The sequence below is a fragment of the Natronococcus roseus genome (assembly GCF_043677095.1).
In the GTDB taxonomy this organism is placed as follows: Archaea; Halobacteriota; Halobacteria; order Halobacteriales; family Natrialbaceae; genus Natronococcus; species Natronococcus roseus.
The window spans coordinates 722,954-743,553 of sequence record NZ_JBHLJR010000001.1 but is presented as its reverse complement, the minus strand read 5'-3'; the positions used below and the strand labels follow the sequence as shown (position 1 = coordinate 743,553).

Annotated in this window: 21 protein-coding genes and 1 pseudogene; 11 read left to right on the top strand and 11 right to left on the bottom strand. The window is 67.1% G+C overall.

Features of this window, described 5'->3' with window-relative positions:
• Positions 1–21 precede the first annotated feature (21 nt).
• The 3 genes from ACFEMD_RS03875 to ACFEMD_RS03865 form a co-directional block, all read right to left on the bottom strand.
• Positions 22–1,683: a cation:proton antiporter domain-containing protein gene (locus ACFEMD_RS03875; RefSeq protein WP_394739570.1), complete on the bottom strand. Its 1,662-nt coding sequence runs from the start codon at positions 1,681–1,683 to the stop codon at positions 22–24.
• Complete coding sequence (locus ACFEMD_RS03870; protein WP_394739569.1) at positions 1,676–3,394, bottom strand: cation:proton antiporter domain-containing protein; 1,719 nt, start codon at positions 3,392–3,394, stop codon at positions 1,676–1,678. The genes ACFEMD_RS03875 and ACFEMD_RS03870 overlap by 8 nt, the downstream gene beginning before the upstream one ends.
• A gap of 87 nt (positions 3,395–3,481) precedes the next feature.
• Complete coding sequence (locus ACFEMD_RS03865; RefSeq protein WP_394739568.1) at positions 3,482–4,972, bottom strand: WD40/YVTN/BNR-like repeat-containing protein; 1,491 nt, start codon at positions 4,970–4,972, stop codon at positions 3,482–3,484.
• Between the two features lie 197 nt (positions 4,973–5,169).
• Here ACFEMD_RS03865 and ACFEMD_RS03860 point away from each other — a divergent pair, with 197 nt between their 5' ends.
• Together ACFEMD_RS03860 and ACFEMD_RS03855 are read left to right on the top strand one after the other, a co-directional pair.
• Positions 5,170–5,997: a pantoate kinase gene (locus ACFEMD_RS03860; RefSeq protein ID WP_394739567.1), complete on the top strand. Its 828-nt coding sequence runs from the start codon at positions 5,170–5,172 to the stop codon at positions 5,995–5,997.
• A gap of 41 nt (positions 5,998–6,038) precedes the next feature.
• Positions 6,039–6,818: a 4-phosphopantoate--beta-alanine ligase gene (locus tag ACFEMD_RS03855; protein ID WP_394739566.1), complete on the top strand. Its 780-nt coding sequence runs from the start codon at positions 6,039–6,041 to the stop codon at positions 6,816–6,818.
• Here the strand turns inward: ACFEMD_RS03855 and ACFEMD_RS03850 are convergent.
• Positions 6,815–7,474 (bottom strand): hypothetical protein, encoded by a 660-nt coding sequence (locus ACFEMD_RS03850; RefSeq protein WP_394739565.1) that lies wholly within the window; start codon positions 7,472–7,474, stop codon positions 6,815–6,817. The genes ACFEMD_RS03855 and ACFEMD_RS03850 overlap by 4 nt on opposite strands.
• Positions 7,475–7,624: 150 nt before the next feature.
• On the opposite strand from ACFEMD_RS03850, the gene ACFEMD_RS03845 reads away from it, so the two are divergent.
• The 3 genes from ACFEMD_RS03845 (at position 7,625) to ACFEMD_RS03835 (ending at position 10,294) form a co-directional block, all read left to right on the top strand.
• Positions 7,625–7,903: a HalOD1 output domain-containing protein gene (locus tag ACFEMD_RS03845; RefSeq protein WP_394739564.1), complete on the top strand. Its 279-nt coding sequence runs from the start codon at positions 7,625–7,627 to the stop codon at positions 7,901–7,903.
• 65 nt (positions 7,904–7,968) lie between these two features.
• On the top strand, positions 7,969–8,949 hold the full coding sequence (locus ACFEMD_RS03840; RefSeq protein ID WP_394739563.1) for a tyrosine--tRNA ligase: 981 nt from the start codon (positions 7,969–7,971) through the stop codon (positions 8,947–8,949).
• 406 nt (positions 8,950–9,355) lie between these two features.
• The gene (locus ACFEMD_RS03835) at positions 9,356–10,294 is read left to right on the top strand and encodes a biotin--[acetyl-CoA-carboxylase] ligase (protein ID WP_394739562.1); all 939 of its coding nucleotides are present in this window, start codon (positions 9,356–9,358) and stop codon (positions 10,292–10,294) included.
• Here ACFEMD_RS03835 and ACFEMD_RS03830 read toward each other — a convergent pair.
• Positions 10,291–10,794: a universal stress protein gene (locus ACFEMD_RS03830; protein ID WP_394739561.1), complete on the bottom strand. Its 504-nt coding sequence runs from the start codon at positions 10,792–10,794 to the stop codon at positions 10,291–10,293. The genes ACFEMD_RS03835 and ACFEMD_RS03830 overlap by 4 nt on opposite strands.
• Before the next feature lie 179 nt (positions 10,795–10,973).
• Positions 10,974–12,677, bottom strand: coding sequence for a tRNA uridine(34) 5-carboxymethylaminomethyl modification radical SAM/GNAT enzyme Elp3 (locus tag ACFEMD_RS03825; protein ID WP_394739560.1), 1,704 nt, complete (start codon positions 12,675–12,677; stop codon positions 10,974–10,976).
• 102 nt (positions 12,678–12,779) lie between these two features.
• Between ACFEMD_RS03825 and ACFEMD_RS03820 the strand changes: the two genes are divergently transcribed.
• A complete protein-coding gene (locus ACFEMD_RS03820; RefSeq protein ID WP_394739559.1) occupies positions 12,780–13,217 on the top strand; it encodes an SRPBCC family protein in 438 nt (145 codons plus the stop codon).
• Between the two features lie 4 nt (positions 13,218–13,221).
• Here the strand turns inward: ACFEMD_RS03820 and ACFEMD_RS03815 are convergent, their stop codons facing one another.
• The 4 genes from ACFEMD_RS03815 to ACFEMD_RS03800 all read right to left on the bottom strand — a co-directional run bounded on the left by ACFEMD_RS03815 (position 13,222) and on the right by ACFEMD_RS03800 (position 16,814).
• Positions 13,222–13,740 (bottom strand): DUF411 domain-containing protein, encoded by a 519-nt coding sequence (locus ACFEMD_RS03815; protein WP_394739558.1) that lies wholly within the window; start codon positions 13,738–13,740, stop codon positions 13,222–13,224.
• A 38-nt stretch (positions 13,741–13,778) separates the two neighbouring features.
• Positions 13,779–14,210, bottom strand: a complete 432-nt coding sequence (locus ACFEMD_RS03810) for an SHOCT domain-containing protein (protein WP_394739557.1) — start codon at positions 14,208–14,210, stop codon at positions 13,779–13,781.
• 84 nt (positions 14,211–14,294) lie between these two features.
• Positions 14,295–16,448 carry a DHH family phosphoesterase gene (locus ACFEMD_RS03805; protein WP_394739556.1) on the bottom strand — a complete coding sequence of 718 codons (2,154 nt, stop codon included), beginning with the start codon at positions 16,446–16,448 and terminating at the stop codon, positions 14,295–14,297.
• A 102-nt stretch (positions 16,449–16,550) separates the two neighbouring features.
• Entirely contained in the window at positions 16,551–16,814 is a 264-nt protein-coding gene (locus ACFEMD_RS03800; protein WP_394739555.1) for a hypothetical protein, read from the bottom strand.
• 152 nt (positions 16,815–16,966) lie between these two features.
• Between ACFEMD_RS03800 and ACFEMD_RS03795 the strand changes: the two genes are divergently transcribed.
• From ACFEMD_RS03795 to ACFEMD_RS03780, 4 genes are all read left to right on the top strand, one after another.
• Entirely contained in the window at positions 16,967–17,695 is a 729-nt protein-coding gene (locus tag ACFEMD_RS03795; RefSeq protein WP_394739554.1) for a metal-dependent hydrolase, read from the top strand.
• A gap of 104 nt (positions 17,696–17,799) precedes the next feature.
• Positions 17,800–18,195 (top strand): OsmC family protein, encoded by a 396-nt coding sequence (locus tag ACFEMD_RS03790; RefSeq protein WP_394739553.1) that lies wholly within the window; start codon positions 17,800–17,802, stop codon positions 18,193–18,195.
• Positions 18,196–18,833: 638 nt separating this feature from the next.
• Complete coding sequence (locus ACFEMD_RS03785) at positions 18,834–19,334, top strand: gamma carbonic anhydrase family protein (RefSeq protein ID WP_394739552.1); 501 nt, start codon at positions 18,834–18,836, stop codon at positions 19,332–19,334.
• A 71-nt stretch (positions 19,335–19,405) separates the two neighbouring features.
• A complete protein-coding gene (locus ACFEMD_RS03780) occupies positions 19,406–19,867 on the top strand; it encodes a DUF5799 family protein (RefSeq protein ID WP_394739551.1) in 462 nt (153 codons plus the stop codon).
• 113 nt (positions 19,868–19,980) lie between these two features.
• Here ACFEMD_RS03780 and ACFEMD_RS03775 read toward each other — a convergent pair.
• Positions 19,981–20,115 (bottom strand): annotated as a pseudogene (locus tag ACFEMD_RS03775) (DUF7557 family protein); the annotation flags it as partial.
• A 112-nt stretch (positions 20,116–20,227) separates the two neighbouring features.
• On the opposite strand from ACFEMD_RS03775, the gene ACFEMD_RS03770 reads away from it, so the two are divergent.
• The gene (locus tag ACFEMD_RS03770; protein ID WP_005556965.1) at positions 20,228–20,518 is read left to right on the top strand and encodes a DUF7545 family protein; all 291 of its coding nucleotides are present in this window, start codon (positions 20,228–20,230) and stop codon (positions 20,516–20,518) included.
• Positions 20,519–20,600 lie beyond the last annotated feature (82 nt).

Here is a 20,600-nt window from a genome sequence, read left to right as displayed (position 1 = left end):
TCCCAATGTGCAAACGGTACGCTACGATTCCTGATCCGGGTACGGCGGGTCCTCGAAGAACGTGCGGCTGCGCCCGAGGAACTCCTCGTGAGAGATTTCGTCGGTGAGCAGCGCCTCGAGGTCGTCGCCGACCCGCTCGGCCGTGATCGCTTCGGGATAGACGACGCCGGTCGCCTCGCGTTCGAGGAACGCCTCGGCGTCGTCGGCCGAATCGATCCGGACGACCCGCGGCGTGTCGGTCTCGAGGTCGGCGATCGCCTCGGCGCGGGCGAGTTCGGGCGAGAGGGAGACGACGAGCGCCGCCTCCTCGAGTCGGGCAACCTCCCAGGTTCGGTCGTTCAACACGTCGCCGTAGACGTAGTTGTCGACGAGCTCGCGGACGTCGTCGAATCGCGTCGGGTTGTCCTCGACGACGACGACCGATCGGTCGAGCTCCGAGCAGGCCTCGAGGACGTGCTCGCCGCCGTGTTCGAAGTCGGTAACGATGACGTGGTCCGCGAGACCCTCGTCGACGTTCGTTTTCTCGCCGATCGGCTTGCCGACGGCCCGGACGACTCCGCGCTCGCGGAGCCAGCGGTTGATCTCCTCGGCGTTGCGGGCCGTGTACGTCGCCGCGAGCCACGTGATCGCCGCCGAGAGCACGATCGCGTCGAACAGCGGCCGTGCGATCGTCTCGGCGATGAGAGCCTCGATCCCGATAAAGAGGCTGAAGACGCTGACCTGGTCGAGCGTCAGTCCCGTCAGGACGGCCGTGCGCCCGTCGAATCCCCCGCGGAGCAGGAGGATGCCGACGATCAACGGATTGAGGACCAGTACCGCGAGAACGAGGGCGACCGTGTAGCCGACCGTCTCGACGGTCGGGATCGCCAGCAGGGCGCCGACGGTGACGAAGAAGATCGGCGTGAAGAAGTCCTCGAGGTCGTCGATCGTGTCGACCAGCTCGAGCGAGTGGGGGTAGTCGTCGGCGACGGCGATCCCGGCGGCGAACGCGCCGACGATAATCGAGAGGTTCGCGGCCTCGGCGAGCGCGATGAAGCCGATTGCGAGCGTGATGCCGAACAGCATCATCACCTCCGAATCTCCCTGAAGCCTGCTCGTGATGCGGTGGAAGGCGAGGTATCGCACGCCGAGTGCGAGCGCGAACAGCCCCGCGCCGACCGCGAGCTGGGTGGGTGCCGGTTCGGCCGCGTAGACGAACGCGCTCAGACCCAACACGACCAGAACGCCGAGCAGGTCCTCCGTGAAGTGGATCGACTCGGCGACCTGTGCGTGGGTCGGCCGGACCCCTTCATCCGTATCGAGGTAGCTGGTCGCAACCAGGGACGAACTCAGCGCCGCCGCGACGCCGAAGTAGACGGCGTTCAGCGGATCGACGCCGAACGCGAGCGCGCCGCCGACGGCCAGACCGCCGACGGCGCCCGCCTGCACGATGCCGATGGCGACGCTCGTTCGCCCGGTCGAGCGAAACGCCTCGAGGTCGACGTGGGTGCCGAAGAGGAACACGAGGAAGGCGATCCCCCACTGGGCCAGATCGAGCAGCGCGCTCTCGTCGATCGCGAATCCGATGAGAACGCCCGCCAGCAGGTAGAACGGAAGCACCGGGAGATCCCGCTGGGCGGCGACGAGCAACAGCAGTGCCGCGACGCCGAAGATCAGTGTCAGCGCGAACAGGATCTCATACATCGGTCCCACCTCCGGTGCTGGCGGGTTCGTCCGTCCGCCTCGGCTCGCTGCGGGCCCGGGCGTTGAGCTCCGCGAGGCGGTCTTCGAACGCCTCGCGGTCGTCGAGCGTCCCGAGCAGGTCCGCCAGCTCCTCGCCCACGAGCCCGCGCTCCATGACCACGTAGTCCGCCCCGGCCTCGGTGAGCCGCGTGGCTTCGAGCTCGGTGTTGGCTCTCACGATCGAAAGCGTCTCCGGGGACTCCTCGACGAGGCGCTCGTTGACGTCGACCCGGTCGGCGACGGTGATCAGGACCTCCGCGCCCGAGAGGTTCGCCTCCTGGCGGATCTCGCCGTGTCTGGCGTTGCCGAAGATGAAGCCGTGGTCGGCCTCCTTGAGCTCCTCGACGTGTTCGGCCCGGTCCTCGACGACGACGATCTCCTCGACGTGTTCGTCCAGTACGTTCATGAGTTCGTTCGAGAGTCGGTTGTAGCCGACGACGACGGCGTGGTTCTCGTACTCGACCGGCTCGGCCTGAATGGGATCGTCCCGCTCGAAGCGCTCGAGGTACGGTTTGACGTACGCGTAGATCTCGCGGTTGTACCGGACGTAGTACGTCGAGATCGGCATCGTGACGAGCGCCATCAGGCTGAAGAAGCCGAGCAGCCCCTCCTCGATGAATCCTTCCTCGACGGCGAGGGCACCGAGCACGACCGAGAACTCGCTGACCTGCAGCATCGAGATCGTTCCCAGGAAGGAGGTCTCCATGTCGAAGTTCTGGCTGTAGAACAGCCCGAAGACGATGAAGAAGTTGATGACGATCAGGGCGACGCTCGCGATCAGCGCCTCCTGCCAGTAGGCGAGCAGCTGGTCGACCTCCATCTGGAGGGCGATGCTCGCGAAGAAGACCGCGATGAAGAAGTTCGTCGCGGGCCGCATCCGCTCTTTGAGCTCCGTACTGTAGGGTAGCTGTGCGAGCGCGAGCCCCGCGAGGAACGCGCCGATCTCGACGGAGAGGTCGAGCATTTCAGCGGTGAAGATAAAGAGGAACGCCCAGGCGATTCCGACGGTAAAGAGCGTGCTCTTGTTCGCCGCGCTGGCCCGCAACAGCGCGGGCAGGAAGTACTTGCTCGCGAGGTAAGCAACGACGCCGATGACGCCCATCAGGAACAGCACCTGGCCGATGTTGAAGGCGACCTCGGTAACGTTGTCGACGGTGCCGACGGCCAGGATCGCCAGCGCCATCACCAGGTAGATGTCCTGGAAGATCAGGATGCCGATGTCGGTCTTGCCGTACAGCGTCTTCAGGTCGTCCTTATCGCCGAGCACCTTGACGATGATCGGCGTCGCGCCGAACGTCGTCGCCAGCGCGATCATCAGCGACTGAAACAGCGTAAAGCCGAGCAGGAGCGCGACGCTCGTCGAGGCGATCGCCTGCAGGATCGCCTGCCCGACGGCGATCGCCCCGACGGGGCGCATGATTTCCTTGATGTCGTCGAAGCGCATCTCGATCCCGAGCAGGAACAGCAGGAAGCCCAGCCCGAGTTCGGCCATCACCTCGATCAGCTGGTCCTCAGCGACAATCCCGAGCCCGATCGGACCGACGACGACGCCGGTCATGATGTAGGCGACGATCGTCGGCTGTCCCGTCAGTCGAGCGATATAGCTCAGTAGCGTTGCCGCGGCGATCAACAGCGCGAAGTCCGCGGCGAGTGCGATTCCTCCGGTCGGCACGTTAGATCCACCTCATACTCGGTCGTAGTCGATCGTCCGGCTGCAACCGTCGTCTTCGTTCGTCCTCGATACGCCCTCGGACGGCACTCATCGCCGCTCGACCACCGTCCCCTCGCCGCCGACGGCGACGCCCAACTCGTCGCCGAGTGCGATCGCCTCGAGTCCCGCCGTCGCGTCGGCGTCGGCTCGCTCCCAGTCGGCCGTCGGGCCGTCGCGCTCGTGGATCGCTCCGTCGGCGGTACAGACGGCGAGGCGATCCCCGACTCGAGCGATCCCCGACAGCGTCTCCTCGCAGACCCGTTCGGGGGTCCACCGCGAGCCGTCGTAGCGGTGGACGACGCCGGCGTCGGTACAGAGGAAACAGGTTCCGTCTTCCCCCGCGGCCAACCCGGTCGGGGTGCCGTCGGCGTCGTCGATCCCGATCGGTTCGAAGCTTTCGCCGCCGTCCTCGGTCGCGAAGACGCCGTCGTTCGTGTCACAGCAGTAGCCGATCGACGAGTCGACGAGGATCGCGTCGCTCAGGCTCGAGCCGCTTCCTGGCTGCAGGGGCTCGTCCCAGCTGCAGTCGCCGTCGCGGTACCGACCGCCCAGTACCTCGCCCGAGCCGTTGATCAGAAGGACTGTCTCGTCGCCCGCAGCGCCCGCGACCGCGATCCCCGCGAGGTTGTCGGTGCGGTCGCCGGGCGCCGAGAAGTCGGTGTGGCGACCCGAGTCGAGCTCGAGCCGGCCGACGGCGCCCCCGTCGCCGGCGACCCAGGCGACGGCACCGTCCGCAGTCGCGTCGACGCCGTGAAGGGTCTGGCCCTGTGCAGCGGGGCCGTCCTCGAGGGTAATGGACCACTCCTCGCCGTCCGTCATCGTGACAACGCCGCCCTCGCCGACGGCGACGGCGCTCGAGCCCGCGACCGCGGCGTCGAGCAGGGTCGCGTCGGTGGGTGCGTCCGCGGGCCGCCACTCGGGTTCGGGCTCCGGTTCGCTCTCGTCACGCGGTTCAGATGTCGGCGCGGCGTCCTCAGTCGCCGGCTCGGCCTCGTCGCTCGGTTCGTCTCGCCCGGATTCCGACGCGGCTGCACCCGTCGATTCGGTCGACGGTTCGGCATCGGCTGTCGGCTCGCTCGATGGGTCCGATCCCGCTTCGGCTTCGATTTCTGGTTCGCGGTCAGCCGTTGGCGACTCCTCGAGCGACTCCCGTTCGTCCCCGCTTGGGGACTCGGCTCGAGCGTCCGGCTCGGCCGGCGGCGGACCGAGGGAGTCGGCACCTGACTCCGGGGCGGACCGGTCCTCGGATTCGATCCGCTCGTCTCCGTTTCGCTCGTTTCCGTTCGACTCGCTCTGCTCCGCGAGCGCCGCGTCGGTCGGCGACATCGAGCTCCCGGCTGCGTCGTCGCCGCGTCGCGTGATGTAGAGGACGATCGGCGGGACGATATAGCAGGCAAGCGCCAGGAGGACGAACCCGCGGTGGACGAACGAGAGGAGTCCGAACGCGGTAAGTCCGGCGGTCGCGACGGCGTGCATCCAGGTCTTCGTGTACTGTTGAAAGAAACCGCCGAAACCGCTGGGTTCCGTGTTCGTCGCCATCGCTCAGCCCCACCCGTCCTCGGAAAGAGGACGCTCGCTGTCACTGCTGGCCACCCGACGGACGGGCCGTGGCGAGGACTGTTCGCTCATTGCGCGTTCCTTGACACTCCGAACGGAAAAGCCGGGACCATGAAGTGTCCTGAGCCGGCGCCGTCGAACCTGTAACGTTATACCGGGCGAGTGACAACCGGGTGGTGATGCGCGAGGAGGCGACGGCGTTCGTGCCGGGCCACGTAACCGGATTCTTCAGCGCCCATCCGGACGAGGACCCGACGAAGGCCGGCTCACGGGGGGGTGGACTGACGCTGACCGACGGCGTCGAGGTGACCGTCGAGCCCGCGACCGAGACGACGGTCGTCCTCGAGGGCGAACCGATCGAGATCGACCCGGTACGGACGGTCCTCGAGGCGCTCGAGGTGCCGGCCCGAGTCGAGGCCGAGTCCGACCTCCCGCTGGGGGCCGGCTTCGGCGTCTCGGGGGCGATGGCGCTCGGCACGGCGTTCGCGGCGAACCAGGTCTTCGAGCGGCGGCGCTCGCGAAACGAGCTGGTCGCGATCGCCCACGCCGCGGAGGTCGAGGCCGGAACGGGCCTGGGCGACGTCGTCGCGCAGGCCCAGGGCGGGATCCCGATCCGGCTCGAGCCGGGCGGCCCCGCGGTCAACGAACTCGACGCGGTTCCCGCGCGGGCACGGATCGAGTACGTCGCGTTCGGCGAGCTCTCGACGGCCGACGTGCTCGCTGGCGAGACGGCGAAGCTCTCGCGGGCGGGCGAGGCAGCGCTGTCGCGGCTCGTCGAGGAGCCCACCCTCGAGTGTTTCATGGACGCCTCTCGTCGGTTCGCCTGCGAGGCCGAACTGCTGACCCCGACGCTCGAGTCGACTATCGAGGAGGTGACCGAATCCGGCGGGCAGGCGTCGATGGCGATGCTCGGCGAGACGGTCTTCGCGCTCGGGACCGGGCTCTCCGACGTCGGGTACGAGCCGTCCGTCTGCCGGACCCACCCCTCGGGTGCGGTGCTGAAGTAGGGATCGGTCGGCTTTTCATCGACGGTCTCGAGGGATCGATCATGACCGACTACGACACCGTCTCCGCCGACGTCGAACACGAGGAGGAGATCCCGGAGGACCACCCCAGATACCAGGACCTGCTTACCCGCCATCGGATCGAGAATGGTGTCGAGAAGGGGATCACCCACCTGCAGGGGATGCACGCCGAGGGGCGGGGCAGCGCCTTCGACTACCTGCTCGGGGAGGAGACGATTCCCAGCGCCGACGAGGCCGAACGGGCCGCTGCGGCCCACCTGCTGCTCGCGGAGCGACCGGTGCTCTCGATCAACGGCAACGTCGCCGCGCTGGTGCCCGGCGAGATGGTCGAGCTGGCCGACGCTGTCGGCGCCGGCCTCGAGGTCAACCTGTTCAACCGCACGCCCGAGCGGATCGAGGCGATCGCCGACCATCTCCGCGAGCACGGCGCCGAGGACGTGAAGGGACTCGAGGCCGACGCCCGGATCCCGAACCTCGACCACCAGCGCGCGAAGGTCGACGCCGACGGCATCCACGCGGCCGACGTCGTGGTCGTCCCGCTCGAGGACGGCGACCGCGCGGAGGCCCTCGAAGCGATGGGCAAGACCGAGATCGTGATCGACCTCAACCCGCTCTCTCGGTCGCCCCAGGTCGCGGAGGTCCCGATCGTCGACAACATCATTCGCGCGGTGCCGAACGTAACCGCTCACGCGCGGGATCTGGCGGGAGCGAAGGAGGCCGAACTCCGGACGATCGTCGAGTCGTTCGACCGGGAGGCGGCGCTCGAGACGGCCGAGCGACGGATCCGGGACGGCGAGCTCTAGAAGCGGTCGGTGATCCGCGGCGAGACGGCGTCGCGACCGTTCTCGGTTTCGATTATGTGGTCGTCGTCGCCGTCGACGAGCGGCACTCGGGATTTGATAGAGGCGGTGAGCTCCTTGACGCGGTAGTACGACAGCGAGAAGTACTCGCTTGCCCGTCGACTGAACGAGCCGTCGACCTCGTAGCGGATGTCGCAGTCCTCTCCTCGAAGAGTCTCGCCGTCGTCGTCGATCAACCAGCGTCGAGTTAGCTCGACGCCCTTCTCCGCGTCGTAGCCGCGGGCGACGTAGTGTCTGTAGGGGTGGCGGATCCAGGAACACTCCCAGTGGGCGTAGATGTCGACTCCCTCGGCGTTCTCGAGTTCGTGGAGGATGACGTGGAGCTGGTACGACGCCAGCGGTGACGGCCGCCACACCCACGACCCCTCGGCGGTGTTGCCGTCCATCCGGACCTTCACCGCGGAGATCGGATTGCGCGAGAAGCCCAGGTCGTCCAGCAGCGCCTCGATCTCCTCCTCGGAACACTGGGCGGTCAGCACGTACTCGTCGGACGTCGTGTGCGTGACGGCGTACCCGCCGAAGGTGCCCCGTAGAAGGTAGTGGATCTGCGGGTAGATAGTTCGCCGAGCGGCATTAATAGCATCCTCTCGATAACCCATGTGATCGAGCAATGCGTCGAAATCGATATCAATGTTCGGCAGGCAGTGGCCGCAGTCACCGCTCTCGACGGAATCGCAAGCGGGCGAACGATGCGTGCATACGCCGGTAGAACGGTTAGGGAAACTCCGGTCGGTACTACGCACACTCAGATGAACGCGACGGACAACGGAGATGTCATTACGAGGCGCACGCTCGACACCGACCGGGAGACGCCAGCGACGCAAGTCGCCGAACTCGTGGCGGAGCTCGAGGACCGGGAGGTGACGGATCTGTCGCCGATCTACTACACGGTCAGCGAACTGCTCGCGGATCTCTTCTCCTCGCCGCCGCGGGCGACGGCCGACGCCGCCCTCGAGTTCACCTACGAGGGCTACCAGTTCCGGGTCCGACAGGACGGGACGACGACGGTGACGAACGCCGGCGGCTGATTCGGGCTCGTCGCAGTCGCGGGTCGGTTATTATAAAACCGTTCGCCGGGTGCGATGAGGTAGAGATGGACGCCTACGAGCTGATCACGCGAAACGCCGAGGAAGTCGTTACCGACGAGGAGGTGCGCGAGCTCGCGACCGAGCCCGAGGGCAAGCGCGTCTACGTCGGCTACGAGCCCTCCGGCGTGTTACACCTGGGACACCTGCTGACGGCCAACAAGCTGATCGACCTCCAGGACGCCGGCATGGAGGTCGTCGTCCTGCTCGCGGACGTTCACGCCTACCTCAACGGGAAGGGCAGCTTCGAGGAGATCCGCGAGACCGCAGCGCAGATGCAGGCGCAGTTTACCGCCTACGGCCTCGACGAGTCGAACACCGAGTTCGTCTACGGCTCCGAGTTCCAGCTCGACGAGGAGTACACCCTCGACCTCCACGAACTCGAGCTCTCGACGACGATGAACCGCGCCCAGCGCGCGATGGCCGAACTCCAGTCGGGCGAGACGGCGAAGGTGAGCCACCTCGTCTACCCGCTGATGCAGGCGCTCGACATCGAGTACCTCGATCTCGACCTCGCGGTCGGGGGCCTGGATCAGCGCAAGGTTCACATGCTCCACCGCGAGGAGATTCCGGACCTCGGCTACGAGGCCCGGCCCTGCCTCCACACCCCGATCGTCGCCGACCTCACCAGCGGCGAGGGGAAGATGTCCTCGAGCGAGGGCGTCACGATCTCGATGGAGGACTCGACCGACGAACTCGAGGAGAAGGTCAACTCGGCGTTCTGTCCGCCCACACGGGATCCGGAGGGCGACCTCGAGAACCCCGTCCTCGAGCTGTTCGAGTACCACGTCTTCCCGCGCTTCGACGAGGTCGTCGTCGAACGCCCCGAGAAGTACGGCGGCGACCTGACCTACGAGGAGTACGAAAGTCTGGCCGCGGACCTCGAGTCCGGCGAACTCCATCCGGCCGACGCGAAGGGCACCCTCGCGGCCTACCTCGACGAGCTGATCGCGCCGGGCCGCGAGAAGCTCCGCGAGCTGCGGAGCTAAAACTCGGCACCGCCGGAGTTCCCGGTTTCGCGGGCGCCGAGCGGCTCGCCCGTCGCGCCGTCGCCGCCCGGCTCAGAACTCGACCGCGTCGATCCACGGCTCGTCGCCGCAGTACTGACACTCGAAGGTTGTCTCGTACTCCTCGCAGAGGTCATGAACTCCGCGCCCGCACGTCTCGCAGGTTGTGATCTCGCCCTCGTCGGGTCGCCTCCCGCAAGTCGTACAACGTGTGCCAATTTTCATGGGTCGTGCTAGCACACCCCACTCAGTCGACGTTCCGAGAGCGAGCGACAAAAACCTCCGGATCGGACGGCCAAACGACCGGTCACGGCGAGAGAGGATCGAACCGCGAACCGTTCGAGAGCCGATCCAGCCGATTCAAGTGCGGTCCCGTTCCTTCCCCGGTATGAACGAGACGCGACGAGCGATCCTCGAGGCGATCGGCGACGGGCCCGTGTCGGGCCCCGACCTCGCCGAGGACCTCGACATCTCCCGGGCGGCCGTCTGGAAGCAGATCGACGCGCTGCGCGAGGCCGGCTTCGAGATCGAGGGCGGGTCGACGGGCTACGAGTTAACCGACGTCGCGGCCTACAACGCTCCCGCGATCGAGTACGGGCTCGAGGCGCCCTTTTCGATCGAGTATCACGACGCGATCGGGAGCACCAACGACCGCGCCCGCGAACTGGCGACCGAGGGCGCGAGCGACGTCGGCGTCCTCGCGGACGAACAAACCGGGAGCCGAGGTCGGCTGAAACGCGAGTGGACCGCCCCGTCGGGGGGCGTCTGGTTGAGCATCGTCCTCCGGCCCGAGGTCGCCCCGACTCGCGCGTCCCTGTACACGCTCGCGGCGGCGGTCGCGACGACGCGGGCGGCTCGAGAGGCCGGCGTCGACGCCCGGATCAAGTGGCCCAACGACGTCGTCGTTCCCGTCGACAACGACGGGGGGTACCGCAAGCTCGCGGGGATCCTCACGGAGATGGAAGGAGAGACCGATCGAATCGAGTGGATCATCCCCGGAATCGGTGTCAACGTCAACATCGACGCCGACGACCTCCCTCGGGAGGCGACGTCGATCCGTGCGGAGGCTGGCGACGTCGACCGACGCGCGTTCGTCCAGCGCCTGCTCGAGGAGTTCGGCCGCCTCCGGACCGATCTCGAGGCGGTCGTCCCGGCCTGGCGCGAGCTGGCGCTGACGCTCGGTCAGCGCGTCCGGGTCGAGCGAGCGAGCGACGAACTGATCGGCGAAGCCGTCGACGTCACCGATAGCGGGGCGCTCGTCGTCGAGACCGACGACGGCCGGGAGACGGTCTCGGCCGGCGACTGCGAGCACCTCCGGCCGCGCTAAACGTCCGAGGGTTCCGGCGTTTCTCCCTCGGCCGTTTCGGCCTGGCGCTCGGAGTTCGGAACCGGTTCGTCCTCGCCCAGCCTAACCGTCAACACCGGGACGGGCGACTGTCTGACGACCCGTTCGGTGACGCTGCCCAGCAGCAGTCGGTCGATCCCGCCGCGACCGTGGGTTCCCATGACTACCAGATCGCAGCTTTCGGGCGTCGCCTCCCGGACGATCACCTGGCTCGGCGATCCCTCGAGGATATCCGTCTCGACCTCGACGTCCGGAGGTGCGAGCTCCTCGACCCGCGCGAGTGCGCCCTGACCCTCCGAGCGCAGCGCCTCCCCGATGCCTTCCCAGGCGGTCTCCATCGGCAGTCCGCCGTAGCTGGCGACGTTGGCAACGTAGATCGCCTTCACCGTCGCGTCGTGAGTTCGGGCGAGCTCGAAGGCGTACTCGAGCGCGCGCTCGCCCTCCGGCGAACCGTCGGTCGGGACGAGAATGCAGTCGTACATCTGTTACCACGTGGCATAACACGTCGGGAGTAATAACGTTGTGGTAGTATCGAGGGATTCTCCTACGAATACTGATACGGCGACGAGGAGGCAACTCGAGGAACGGCGTCGGCACGGTGGGCTCGAAGAACGGCGCCAGTGCTATCGACTCGAGCGAACGAAAGAAGGGCCACAGCGGCCTACAGCCGCTTGCTGACGTAGGGGCCGTCCTGCGTGTACCCCAGCTTGTTCCGGTAGTACTCCCGGGCGCCGATCCCCGAGATGACGCTCAACTTGTCGTAGCCGGCGTCGGCCGCGAGTTCTTCTGCCCGTTCCATCAGCCGGCGGCCGTACCCCTTGTGCTGATGCTGGTCGCTTTCACCCTCGTCTCCCATGGCGACCTCGCTGCCGTAGACGTGGAGTTCGCGGACGATGGCGGCGTTCTCGAGCTCCGGTCGGATCCGATCGCCCGTCGCGGCCGAGGGGGAGCCGCCCGCGGTGCCGCCGTCGTTGGGAAACCGAAGACGACAGAAGCCGACGAGGAGGTCCTTCTCGAAGTCCTCGAACGAGATGAACTGCTCCGTGCCGCCGCAGGCCTCGTAGGTCATCACGTCGAGGTCGACGTTCTCGGGCGTCTCGTCGTTCATGCCGGCCTCGCGACAGCGGATACAGTCACAGGACCAGCCGTGTTCGTCCATGCGCTTTCGGGCGAGCTGTCTGAGGTTCGACTTCCAGACGCCGGCGTCGATGTAGTCCGCCGGAATGTCCCGCTGGACCCGCTGGAGGCGCGTGTAGCGGGGAATCATGTCCTTGATCTCGGCGACCAGGTCGGCGGCCTCCTCGTTCGTGAGGGGATCGAACTCACCCTCGTGCCACCAGTCGTAGGTCGCGGTCCCGCGAACGATCAGCGTCGGGTAGATCTTGAGGTAGTCGGGCTTCCACTGTTCCTGCTCGAACAGCCGGCGGAAGTCCTCGAGACACATCTCCTTGGACATCCCCGGCTGGCCGGGCATCATGTGGAAGCCGACCTTGAACCCCGCGTTGCGGAGCCGGCGGTTGGCGTCGATCGACGCCTGGGCGCCGTGGCCGCGGTGCATTTCCCGATTGATTCGCTCGTAGGTCGTCTGGACGCCGACCTCGACTTTCGTCCCGCCGAGATCGAGCATCCGGTCGATCTGCTCGGGGTCACACCAGTCGGGCTTGGTCTCGAAGGTCGTCCCGATGTTCCTGATCTCGTTCGTCTCGTTCTCGGCGATGACGTCCTCGAGATATTTGAACTCGTACTCCTCGGGATCCTCCGCGAAGCTGACCCCCTCGGCGGGCTCGGGCTCCTTGTCGACGTCGTAGTCGTTCATCGCCTCGAGGGCGCGCTTGACGAACCACTCCTGGTAGTCGTGGCTGCGGGCGGTCATCGTCCCGCCCATCAGGATGAGTTCGACCTTGTCGACGGGGTGGCCGATCTCCCGGAGCTGCTCGAGGCGCAGGGTCACCTGGCCGTACGGGTCGTAGTCGTTCTGGACGCCCCGCGCCGCCGCGGGCTCCTCGCCCGTGTAGCTCTGGGAGCTCGAGAACTCCGAGTCGGGGCCGCCGGGACAGTAGAGACACTTCCCGTGGGGACACCGCTCGGGCGAGGTCATGATCGCGACCGGCGAGACGCCCGAGGCGGTCCGGACGGGCTTGCGCCGAAGCACCGACTCGAGTTCCTCGCGGCGCTCCTGGGGCGCGTAGTCCAGCAGCTCGGAGTTCTTCGGCACCTTCGGCGCCGAGTGTTCCGAACACGCCTCGAGCTTGGCCTTCTCGACCTCCTCGCGGTCGATCTCGCCGTCGAGGATTCGCTCGACGAGCGTCTCGCAGACCTTCTCGAACGCGTCGGTTTCGGTCGGTTCGGGCGTCTCGGTACTCACTACACGGAGTTGGTCCCGGAGCGTGAATAAGCGTGTCGGACTCGCTACCGTTCCGCTCGGGAGCAGTACGGCTTTGACCGCTCGCCCGCAACGGTACCCCGAATGCGCGAGATCGAGCTCTCGTACACCGTCGAACCGCCGGCCGAGCAACTCCGCGAGCGACTGACGCCGCGTTCGATCCTCGAGTACGCGGACGTCTACGAGGTTCGAGCCTGCGAGGCGACCGACGACGGGGCCGAAGCGACGGTCGCGATCGACGGAACCGAGATGACGGTACGGTTCTCGCCGCTCGAGAACGGGTACGAGTACCGCTTCGTCGACGGCGGGATGTTCGAGGAGCGGTACTCGAGAGTCACCGTCGAGGACGGCAAGGAGGCCCGCGTCACGGCGACCGCCAGGTACACGTTCGACTCGATCTGGTCGTTCGTGCTCGATCGGCTGGGTGCGAAGACGGTGCGTCGGGAGCTCGAGCTGACAATTACGAACCTGCTCGAGGACGTCCAGGAAGCCGAACCGAACGAGGACTCCCGAACGGCGTGAGCGCTCAGACTTCGACGTACTCGAAGACCGCACCCGATTCCTCGAAGGCGGCGACCGACAGCGGTTCGTCGCCGGGCGGTCCCATCCCCGGAGAGTGTTGGGGCATTCCGGGAGCCGCGACTCCGAGAACGTCGGGTTCCTCCGCGAACAGCTCCTCGACGGCCTCGAGGGGGACGTGGCCCTCCACGAGGTAGTCGCCGAACTCGATCGTGTGGCAGCTCCAGGCGTCCTCGGGAACCGACAGCTCGCGTTTGACACCTTCGGGGTCGTCGGTCTCGACGACCTCGACGTCGAACCCGTGGTCGGTGAGGTAGTCAACGTACGCCTCGCAGCAGCCACAGTCGGGATCGTGGTGCTGGACGACGCGCTCGATCGGGAGCGAGCCCGACCACGTCCACTCGTCGCTCCCGCCCCCGTCGGTCGACTCCCCACCGTCCGCCTCGGAGTCGCCGAAACAGCCGGCGAGCCCGCCGATCGCGAGCGCCGCACCCGTCGAACACAGCCGCCGTCGTGAGATACCCATGCGCGCCGCTAGCGAACGCGCTCTCATATATGGTCCGCTCATTCCCGCGTCTCGAACTCGAGGTCCTCGGAGCGGTCGTTCCGCGTCTCGCGGCGCCATCGGTCGGCGTCCTCGAGCGTTTCCGTCTCGAGTAGCCGATCGAGCTTGCGCTCGAACTGCTCGTCGGTCAGCTCGCCCGCCGCGTACCGATCGCGGAGTCGCTCGAGGGCGTCGCGGGCCGACGGCTCCTCCGCTTCCGCCTCCTCGAGCGTCTCGGGGTCGATTTCGTCTTCGGTCCACCACTCTCGAACGTCGTCCTCGTCGCCGAACAGCAACGCGACCATCGGCACGACGACGATATACCCGAAGAGCAGCGCCGCGAGCCACCACCCCTGGCCGGTGAACATCGCGGCGAGCCAGATCCCGGTCACGAGCGTCGCCGTCACCTCCGTGGCGTTCTCGCGGAGCCGCGTCCTCGGATCGGCGCCCATACCCTACGTGTGATAGCGACTGCCAAATGCGTTTCTGACCGGCACTGCCGCTGATCGGGTCGTGGACGACGGAGAAGGGCGCGATTACGCGAGCGTCTCGCCGAGCGCCTCGAGTGCGGCCTCGTGGACGGCGTCGCGCTCGCCGGGCAGGAACTCGACGTGGCCGTCCCGCCCGCCGACGACGTGGACGCCGCCGTTCGGAACTCGTTCGGCGATCGCGTTACCGAGGGCCCGAACGTCGATCGCTTCGGTCGTTCGGACGTGCAGTTCGTCCTCGCCGATACCGAGCGTGACGTCCGAATCCTCGCGCTCGCGGCGGTGAAGCGCGTCGAGCAGCAGGATCGTCGTCGGGAAGTCGTACCGGTGGGTGAACGCGTCGGTGTCGAGCACGGTGACGGTCAGCCCGTCGACCTCCTGTACCGAGCGGTTCTCGCGGGCGGTTCCCAGTTCGGTCTCGAGCTTGTCGCGGAACTGCTCGGAGACGTGGGCCGCGAGGTCGGCGTTGCCGTCGAACAGCAGGTCCGCGACGAGTTCGCGCTTGTCCTTGTAGCTCTGGTAGAACGCCTCGAGCGCGACGGCCTCGCGTCGCTCGGAGATGTCCGTCTCGTCGTAGCCGGCCTCGGTGGCCAGCTCGAGGTACGCCTCGGGGGCGTTCTCCCAGTAGCTGACCGCCGGCAGATGCTCGAGGTCGTCGCGGACGTCGTCGTTGACGTGGGCGGCGACGTTCGCGGCGAGGGCTGTCGAGGTCAGGTCGGCGACGTCGGCGCCGGAAAGCGAGGGGGCGACGGCCGCCGAGACGGCGTCGACGATCTCCTCGTCGGCGCGGCTGTCGTCGATGACCAGTGCCTCGGCGCCGTACAGCGAGAGCAGCTCGTAGCCGTCGGCGGACTCGACGGTCGAGCCCGCGCCGACGAGCACGACCAGCGGCAGCTGCTCGTCGTGGCGGTCGCGGGCCTCGAGCATCGAGGTGACGTCGTCGGTCGCGGCGTCCATGTCGTACACCCGACCCTCGAGCGGTCGGCGCTCGAAGTAGTGGTACTCGGCGTCCTCGCGGGTGTGTTTCTCGCGGATCAGCGGGAGCGCGGCGCGCTCGATGGCGGCGCCGGCGACGTAGCCGTCGGCGGTCGCGGCGTGGCGAACGACGACGGGGCGGGCCTCCATGATCGCACGCCGGATCGCCGTCGCGGCGTCGCCGATCTCGTCCTCGACGGCCGCGACCGCGTCGTGGTCGGCGAGCGGGGCGACGTCGGCTGGTCGGGCCTCGCGCTCGATCGCGCTCTCGAGGCGGTCGACGACGGTCTCGCGGGCCTCGTCCTCGAGGATCTCGAGGGTCTCGGTCTCGACCTGCAGGTCGCCGTGGTGGCGCTCGATCTCGCCCTCGAGGGCGACGACGTCCTCGACCTCGACGTCGGGGTAGGCCCGGACGCCGGCCTCCTCGAAGGCCGCACACTCGACGGTGCCGGTCTCGTCGCGAAGCTCGAACACCGTCGGGCCGGAGGTCTGACGGACGCCGGTGATCTCGCCCTCGAGGCGGACGACGCTGCCGACCTGGTTCTCGATAGCGTCGATCGTCGTTCGCTTCAGCGCCGGTTCGGCCTCCGGCTCGGCGTCGGCGGCGTCGTCGGTCGCGGCCGTCGAAACCGTCGTCTCGGCGGCGACGGAGCCGCTCTCGGCGGCGACCGTCTCGGTCCCGCCGGTAGATGGACTCGAGTCGTCGCTCGGTCCGGCGTCGTCGGCGCTCGCGCTCGGACCGGCGTCGGCGTTAGCGTCGCTTGCGCTCGGACCGGCGTCGGCATTAGCGTCGCTCGCGCTCGGACCGGCGTCGGCGTCGGCCTCGTCAGCCTCGTCGTCATCGGCTTCCTCGGGAAGGTACTCGTCGTCGGCCGTCTCGACCAGGTGACCGCGGAACTCGCGTTCGCGCTGGCGGATCGACCAGCCCAGATCGACGTTGCCGTTGTCCCGGACGTCGAGCACCTGCACGAACACCTCGTCGCCGGGCTCCCAGTCGAGACTCTCGAGTCGCTTGTCCAGTTCGCTTCTGTGCAACAGACCGGTGACGTGATCGCCGACATCGATGAAGACACCGAAATCGGCGTAGCCGTCGACGGTTCCCCGGTAGTAGCGACCGGGGGTGAGCTGCGAGGGGGTGGTTCCGCGGAACTCGAAGACCGCGTCCTCCTCGTGACTCTCGCAGATCTCGCCGTCGACAGACGTGCCGCAGATGATACAGTTACCCATCTACACGAACCAAGCAGTTTCGCCCTAAAACGGTTGTCGGAATGCGTTCGGGGCAGTACCGACCGATCCGCGCGCGAAACGACCGCCGGAATCGGCCGTCGTTCACTCGAAGACCGGGGAATCGTCCTCGAGCGCCTCGACGTCTTTGACGATCTTGCGGACGTCTTCGGGGAACAGCGACACCTGTACCTCGTTGCCGTCCTCGTCCTCGAAGACGAGTTTGACCCGCTTGTCGCCGAACTCGCGGGCACCGGCCTCCTCGACGCCGAACAGCTTGACCGTCGCGGACTTGTTCGTCGGACCGACGTTCTTGATCGATCCCTCGTTCAGTTCGATCATGAACTCCTCGAGCGAGAGTGAGAGCATACGCCGTCGTAGGAGCCCCGTACAAAAAACGCCACGGCATCGCTCCGCGGGTTGCCGGCTCGTCGTTCCGGTCGTCGCCTGCGGCCGCAGGCGGCCCACGGCAGCTCCCGCGGCCAGTTTTAAGACGGTCTCCGACCAACCGTTGGCCTGCTATGGAACTCACCTGGCACGGCCACTCGACGTGGCACGTCACCGTCGGCGACACCGACCTGCTGATCGACCCGTTCTTCGACAACCCGAAGACGGGCCTCGAGCCGTCGGACGTCGACGAACCGGACTACGTCCTGCTCACGCACGGCCACGCCGACCACATCGCCGACGCGGGCGAGTTCAGCGACGCGACGCTGGTCGCGACCCCCGAACTCGTCTCCTACTGCGAGGAGGAGTTCGGCTTCGAGGACGCCGTCGGCGGGATGGGGATGAACCTCGGCGGGACCGTCGAGTGTGACGACGCGTTCGTCACGATGGTCCGGGCCGACCACACCAACGGTATCATGACCGAGTACGACGTCGACGCGGGGATGCCCGCCGGCTTCGTGATCTCGGATACGAAGCCGACCCAGGTCAGCGACGAGGAGTCGACGACGTTCTACCACGCGGGCGACACCTCGCTGATGACCGAGATGCGCGAGGTCGTCGGACCCTACCTCGAGCCCGACGCCGCGGCGGTGCCGATGGGCGACCACTTCACGATGGGGCCCTGGCAGGCCGCCGTCGCCGTCGACTGGCTCGACGTCGACCACGCGTTCCCCCAGCACTACGATACGTTCCCGCCGATCGAGCAGGATCCCGAGCAGTTCGAGAGCGAGGTCGCGGGGACGGGCAGCGACGCCGAGGTCCACGTCCTCGAGGCCGACGAGCCGTTCGAACTCGAGAGCTGAGCCGGCAGACCGAGACACGTCCATTTTTCGGCGGAAACTCGAACCGGACGGTGTTGCCCCCGAGAACAACGTTTACGGCGACGGCAGTGGTTGTCCCGACTGCGATGTCGAAACAAGTCACCACCGTCTCCGAGGAGGGGTTCAGCGCGACGAACGAGATCGGCGAGTTCGAGACGACGATCGACGCCGAGGGCGAGGAGGCGCCGGACACCCTCGAGAGCCTGCTGGCGGCGTACGCCTCCTGTTACGTCCCCGCGCTGCGCGTCGGGGGCCAGCAGCGCGACGCCGGCGACCTCGGTCGGATCGAGATCGAGTCGACGGGCGAGCTCAACGACGACGACAAGCTCGAGTCGGTCCACTTCGACATCCGCGTCGAGGCCGACGTCGACGACGACACCGGCCAGAAGGTAATCGACCGCGCCTTCGAGCTCTGTAAGGTCCACGACGCGCTGAAGGACAGTCTCCACGCAGACACCGACTTCGAGGGCAGCGCCTTCTAAAATCGAGCAGTACTTCTTTCGTGATTGCCGGGAGCGCTGCTAGTGTCCGGCCGTTTCGAGTCTCGAGCCAGACGCATCGCCCGAATCGTAGCCACCGCTGCACTCTTGGCGCTGAGCGGTTGCATCGACGAGCGATCCAACCGCACTGTTCACGAACCCGACACGGTGACAGTCGTGCCCTCGACCGACGGCCCGGTCGTAATCGGTTCGTCGGTCACTACCGTCTCGAGCCGGTCGGGCGACTGATCGGCGAATTACGGGTGGCTCTGATCGGCGATGGATCTCGCCGTTCGGGTCGAGCGGAAAGGGAAGGAAGCCGCAAAACGGAAGCGGGGTCTGACCCCCCTGATCAAGGTGACTGTCTTGGGTGAACGGAAGCGGGGTCGAACCCTCCACGTCGAAGGTGGGGTCTTCGGGGAACGGAAGCGGGGTAGACTTCCTGATTCGAAGACGGGGCCTTCGGAGCACGGCAGCGGGCTACGGATGCATTCTGGTACGTCCGTCCACTGCCTACTTCTTCGTAGTGGGGATACCGCATTAGAGCTACCGCCAACATACATTGGTATTTATACGACGGATCGGTCGAACACACTTCGATCGACGGTAGATTCAAGCCCCGTTCGCGAGAGGTAGCCGCCATGCTTCGCTCGTTCGAAGGGACGGAACCCCAGGTCGCCGACTCGGCGTACGTCGACGAGAGCGCAGTCGTGATTGGCAACGTCGTCGTCGAGGCCGACGCCAGCGTCTGGCCGAACACGACCCTCCGGGGCGATCACGGCCGGATTGTCGTCGGCGAGGGCGCGAACGTCCAGGACAACGCGGTCCTCCACGAGGACGCCGAACTCGAGCCCTACGCCACGGTGGGCCACAGCGCGATCGTCCACGACGCGACCGTCCGCGAGCGCGCGCTGGTCGGGATGAACGCCGTCGTCCTCGACGGCGCCCGGATCGGCGAGGGTGCGGTCGTCGCGGCCGGCAGCGTCGTCACGGAGGGAACCGAGGTCGAACCCGAGACGCTCGTCGCCGGCGCGCCCGCCGAACCGAAAGCCGAGGTCGACGATCCGCGCCTCGAGGAGACGGCGGACCGATACGTCGAGCTCTCGAGCCGTCACGCCGAGGGCTCGGAACGACTCGATTGAGCCCAGGATCGCCCACCGTCGGCGCTGCGGCGAGGGAAACGCTGATACGCACACCCGCGCAATCGACGGCCATGAGCGACACCTCGTGGACGGACCGGATCGTCGGGGAACGGATGACCGTCGATCAGGAGTTCTCCGCGCGCGTTCAGGACTCGCGGTTCTCGAGCCAGCAGTGGAGCCTGATCATGACCGCGACGGAGTTCGAGATCGAGGACGCCGACGATCCCGACCGAGCCCGGATCGTCGCCAACACCGAGAAGGTCGACCAGATCATCCCCGAACTCGAGAACGTCGAGCAACAGATGGGTGCGATGGGCGGCCAAGGCGGCGGTGGCGGCGCCTCGAACTCGTCGGGCGGGGTCGTCGACTCCATCCTCGGCGCGCTCGGACTGGGCGGGGACGGGGGCGACGACCGGGAGGAACAGTTGCGGGCGGCAGAACAGCTCACCCAGGAGTACGCCGACCAGCTCCAGAGCCAGCTCGAGTCGAAGGGGCGATGGGAGTCGGTCCGGCAGGCCGCGACTGGCGACTGAGATCGTCCGCTATCTGCCCCGCTCGCACGGTCTCCCGTCCGCTAGTTGCGGAGCGACCGCGCCCCGTCCTGCGGTTGTCCCGGGAGCTCCTCACAGCGGACCGTATCAGCCCGCGCGTGAAAGAGCGTGTACTCGCTGGCTTCGTAGATGCTGATCAGCTCCACGACGAGCTCGTCGTAGGACTCGTCCTCGATGCGCAGTCCGTCCAGCCGTTCGACGGTCTCCGCCTCGAGTTCGATAGTGGGCATACCAGGCCGTTCGTCGCCGAGTAGCAAAAGCCTCGCGGAGGGGTATCACACCACACCCTTCGAGCACGGCCGAGCCACAGGGTCTTTAGGTGGCCCACCCCTCCGTCGGGGTATGACCGACGACGTCGACACAACCACGATCACGATTTCGACCGACGACGACGAGACCGACGAGGTAACGCTCCCCGCCGGTCTCATCGATCTCCTCGCCGAGGGCGACCAGGACGCCGCCGAGACCGTCGGCGACATCACCCTCCTCTCGTTCGCCAGCCGGGCCCACCACATCGTCCACCACGGCGAGGGCTCGGATCCGGAGCTCGAGGCCCAGGAGGAACGCATCATGGACCAGTTCGAGGAGCGGTTCGGCCAGACCTTCGCCGAAGCGACCGGTCACCAGCACTGACTGTCGATCCCTCCTTTCGATGTAACTGTACCGGCAGCTACGGCTGGCCCAGTTCGTGAACCGAAGTTTTGATCACGGTTTA

What these genes read in the sequence shown, in the direction of transcription:
- ACFEMD_RS03820 (WP_394739559.1), top strand. Translation starts at nt 12,780, where the DNA reads ATGCGCGAGATCGAGCTCTCGTACACCGTCGAACCGCCGGCCGAGCAA.
- ACFEMD_RS03815 (WP_394739558.1), bottom strand. Translation starts at nt 13,740, where the DNA reads ATGGGTATCTCACGACGGCGGCTGTGTTCGACGGGTGCGGCGCTCGCG.
- ACFEMD_RS03805 (WP_394739556.1), bottom strand. Translation starts at nt 16,448, where the DNA reads ATGGGTAACTGTATCATCTGCGGCACGTCTGTCGACGGCGAGATCTGC.
- ACFEMD_RS03770 (WP_005556965.1), top strand. Translation starts at nt 20,228, where the DNA reads ATGACCGACGACGTCGACACAACCACGATCACGATTTCGACCGACGAC.
- ACFEMD_RS03830 (WP_394739561.1), bottom strand. Translation starts at nt 10,794, where the DNA reads ATGTACGACTGCATTCTCGTCCCGACCGACGGTTCGCCGGAGGGCGAG.
- ACFEMD_RS03800 (WP_394739555.1), bottom strand. Translation starts at nt 16,814, where the DNA reads ATGCTCTCACTCTCGCTCGAGGAGTTCATGATCGAACTGAACGAGGGA.
- ACFEMD_RS03855 (WP_394739566.1), top strand. Translation starts at nt 6,039, where the DNA reads ATGACCGACTACGACACCGTCTCCGCCGACGTCGAACACGAGGAGGAG.
- ACFEMD_RS03790 (WP_394739553.1), top strand. Translation starts at nt 17,800, where the DNA reads ATGTCGAAACAAGTCACCACCGTCTCCGAGGAGGGGTTCAGCGCGACG.
- ACFEMD_RS03845 (WP_394739564.1), top strand. Translation starts at nt 7,625, where the DNA reads ATGAACGCGACGGACAACGGAGATGTCATTACGAGGCGCACGCTCGAC.
- ACFEMD_RS03860 (WP_394739567.1), top strand. Translation starts at nt 5,170, where the DNA reads ATGCGCGAGGAGGCGACGGCGTTCGTGCCGGGCCACGTAACCGGATTC.
- ACFEMD_RS03780 (WP_394739551.1), top strand. Translation starts at nt 19,406, where the DNA reads ATGAGCGACACCTCGTGGACGGACCGGATCGTCGGGGAACGGATGACC.
- ACFEMD_RS03835 (WP_394739562.1), top strand. Translation starts at nt 9,356, where the DNA reads ATGAACGAGACGCGACGAGCGATCCTCGAGGCGATCGGCGACGGGCCC.
- ACFEMD_RS03810 (WP_394739557.1), bottom strand. Translation starts at nt 14,210, where the DNA reads ATGGGCGCCGATCCGAGGACGCGGCTCCGCGAGAACGCCACGGAGGTG.
- ACFEMD_RS03865 (WP_394739568.1), bottom strand. Translation starts at nt 4,972, where the DNA reads ATGGCGACGAACACGGAACCCAGCGGTTTCGGCGGTTTCTTTCAACAG.
- ACFEMD_RS03795 (WP_394739554.1), top strand. Translation starts at nt 16,967, where the DNA reads ATGGAACTCACCTGGCACGGCCACTCGACGTGGCACGTCACCGTCGGC.
- ACFEMD_RS03840 (WP_394739563.1), top strand. Translation starts at nt 7,969, where the DNA reads ATGGACGCCTACGAGCTGATCACGCGAAACGCCGAGGAAGTCGTTACC.
- ACFEMD_RS03850 (WP_394739565.1), bottom strand. Translation starts at nt 7,474, where the DNA reads ATGGGTTATCGAGAGGATGCTATTAATGCCGCTCGGCGAACTATCTAC.
- ACFEMD_RS03875 (WP_394739570.1), bottom strand. Translation starts at nt 1,683, where the DNA reads ATGTATGAGATCCTGTTCGCGCTGACACTGATCTTCGGCGTCGCGGCA.
- ACFEMD_RS03785 (WP_394739552.1), top strand. Translation starts at nt 18,834, where the DNA reads ATGCTTCGCTCGTTCGAAGGGACGGAACCCCAGGTCGCCGACTCGGCG.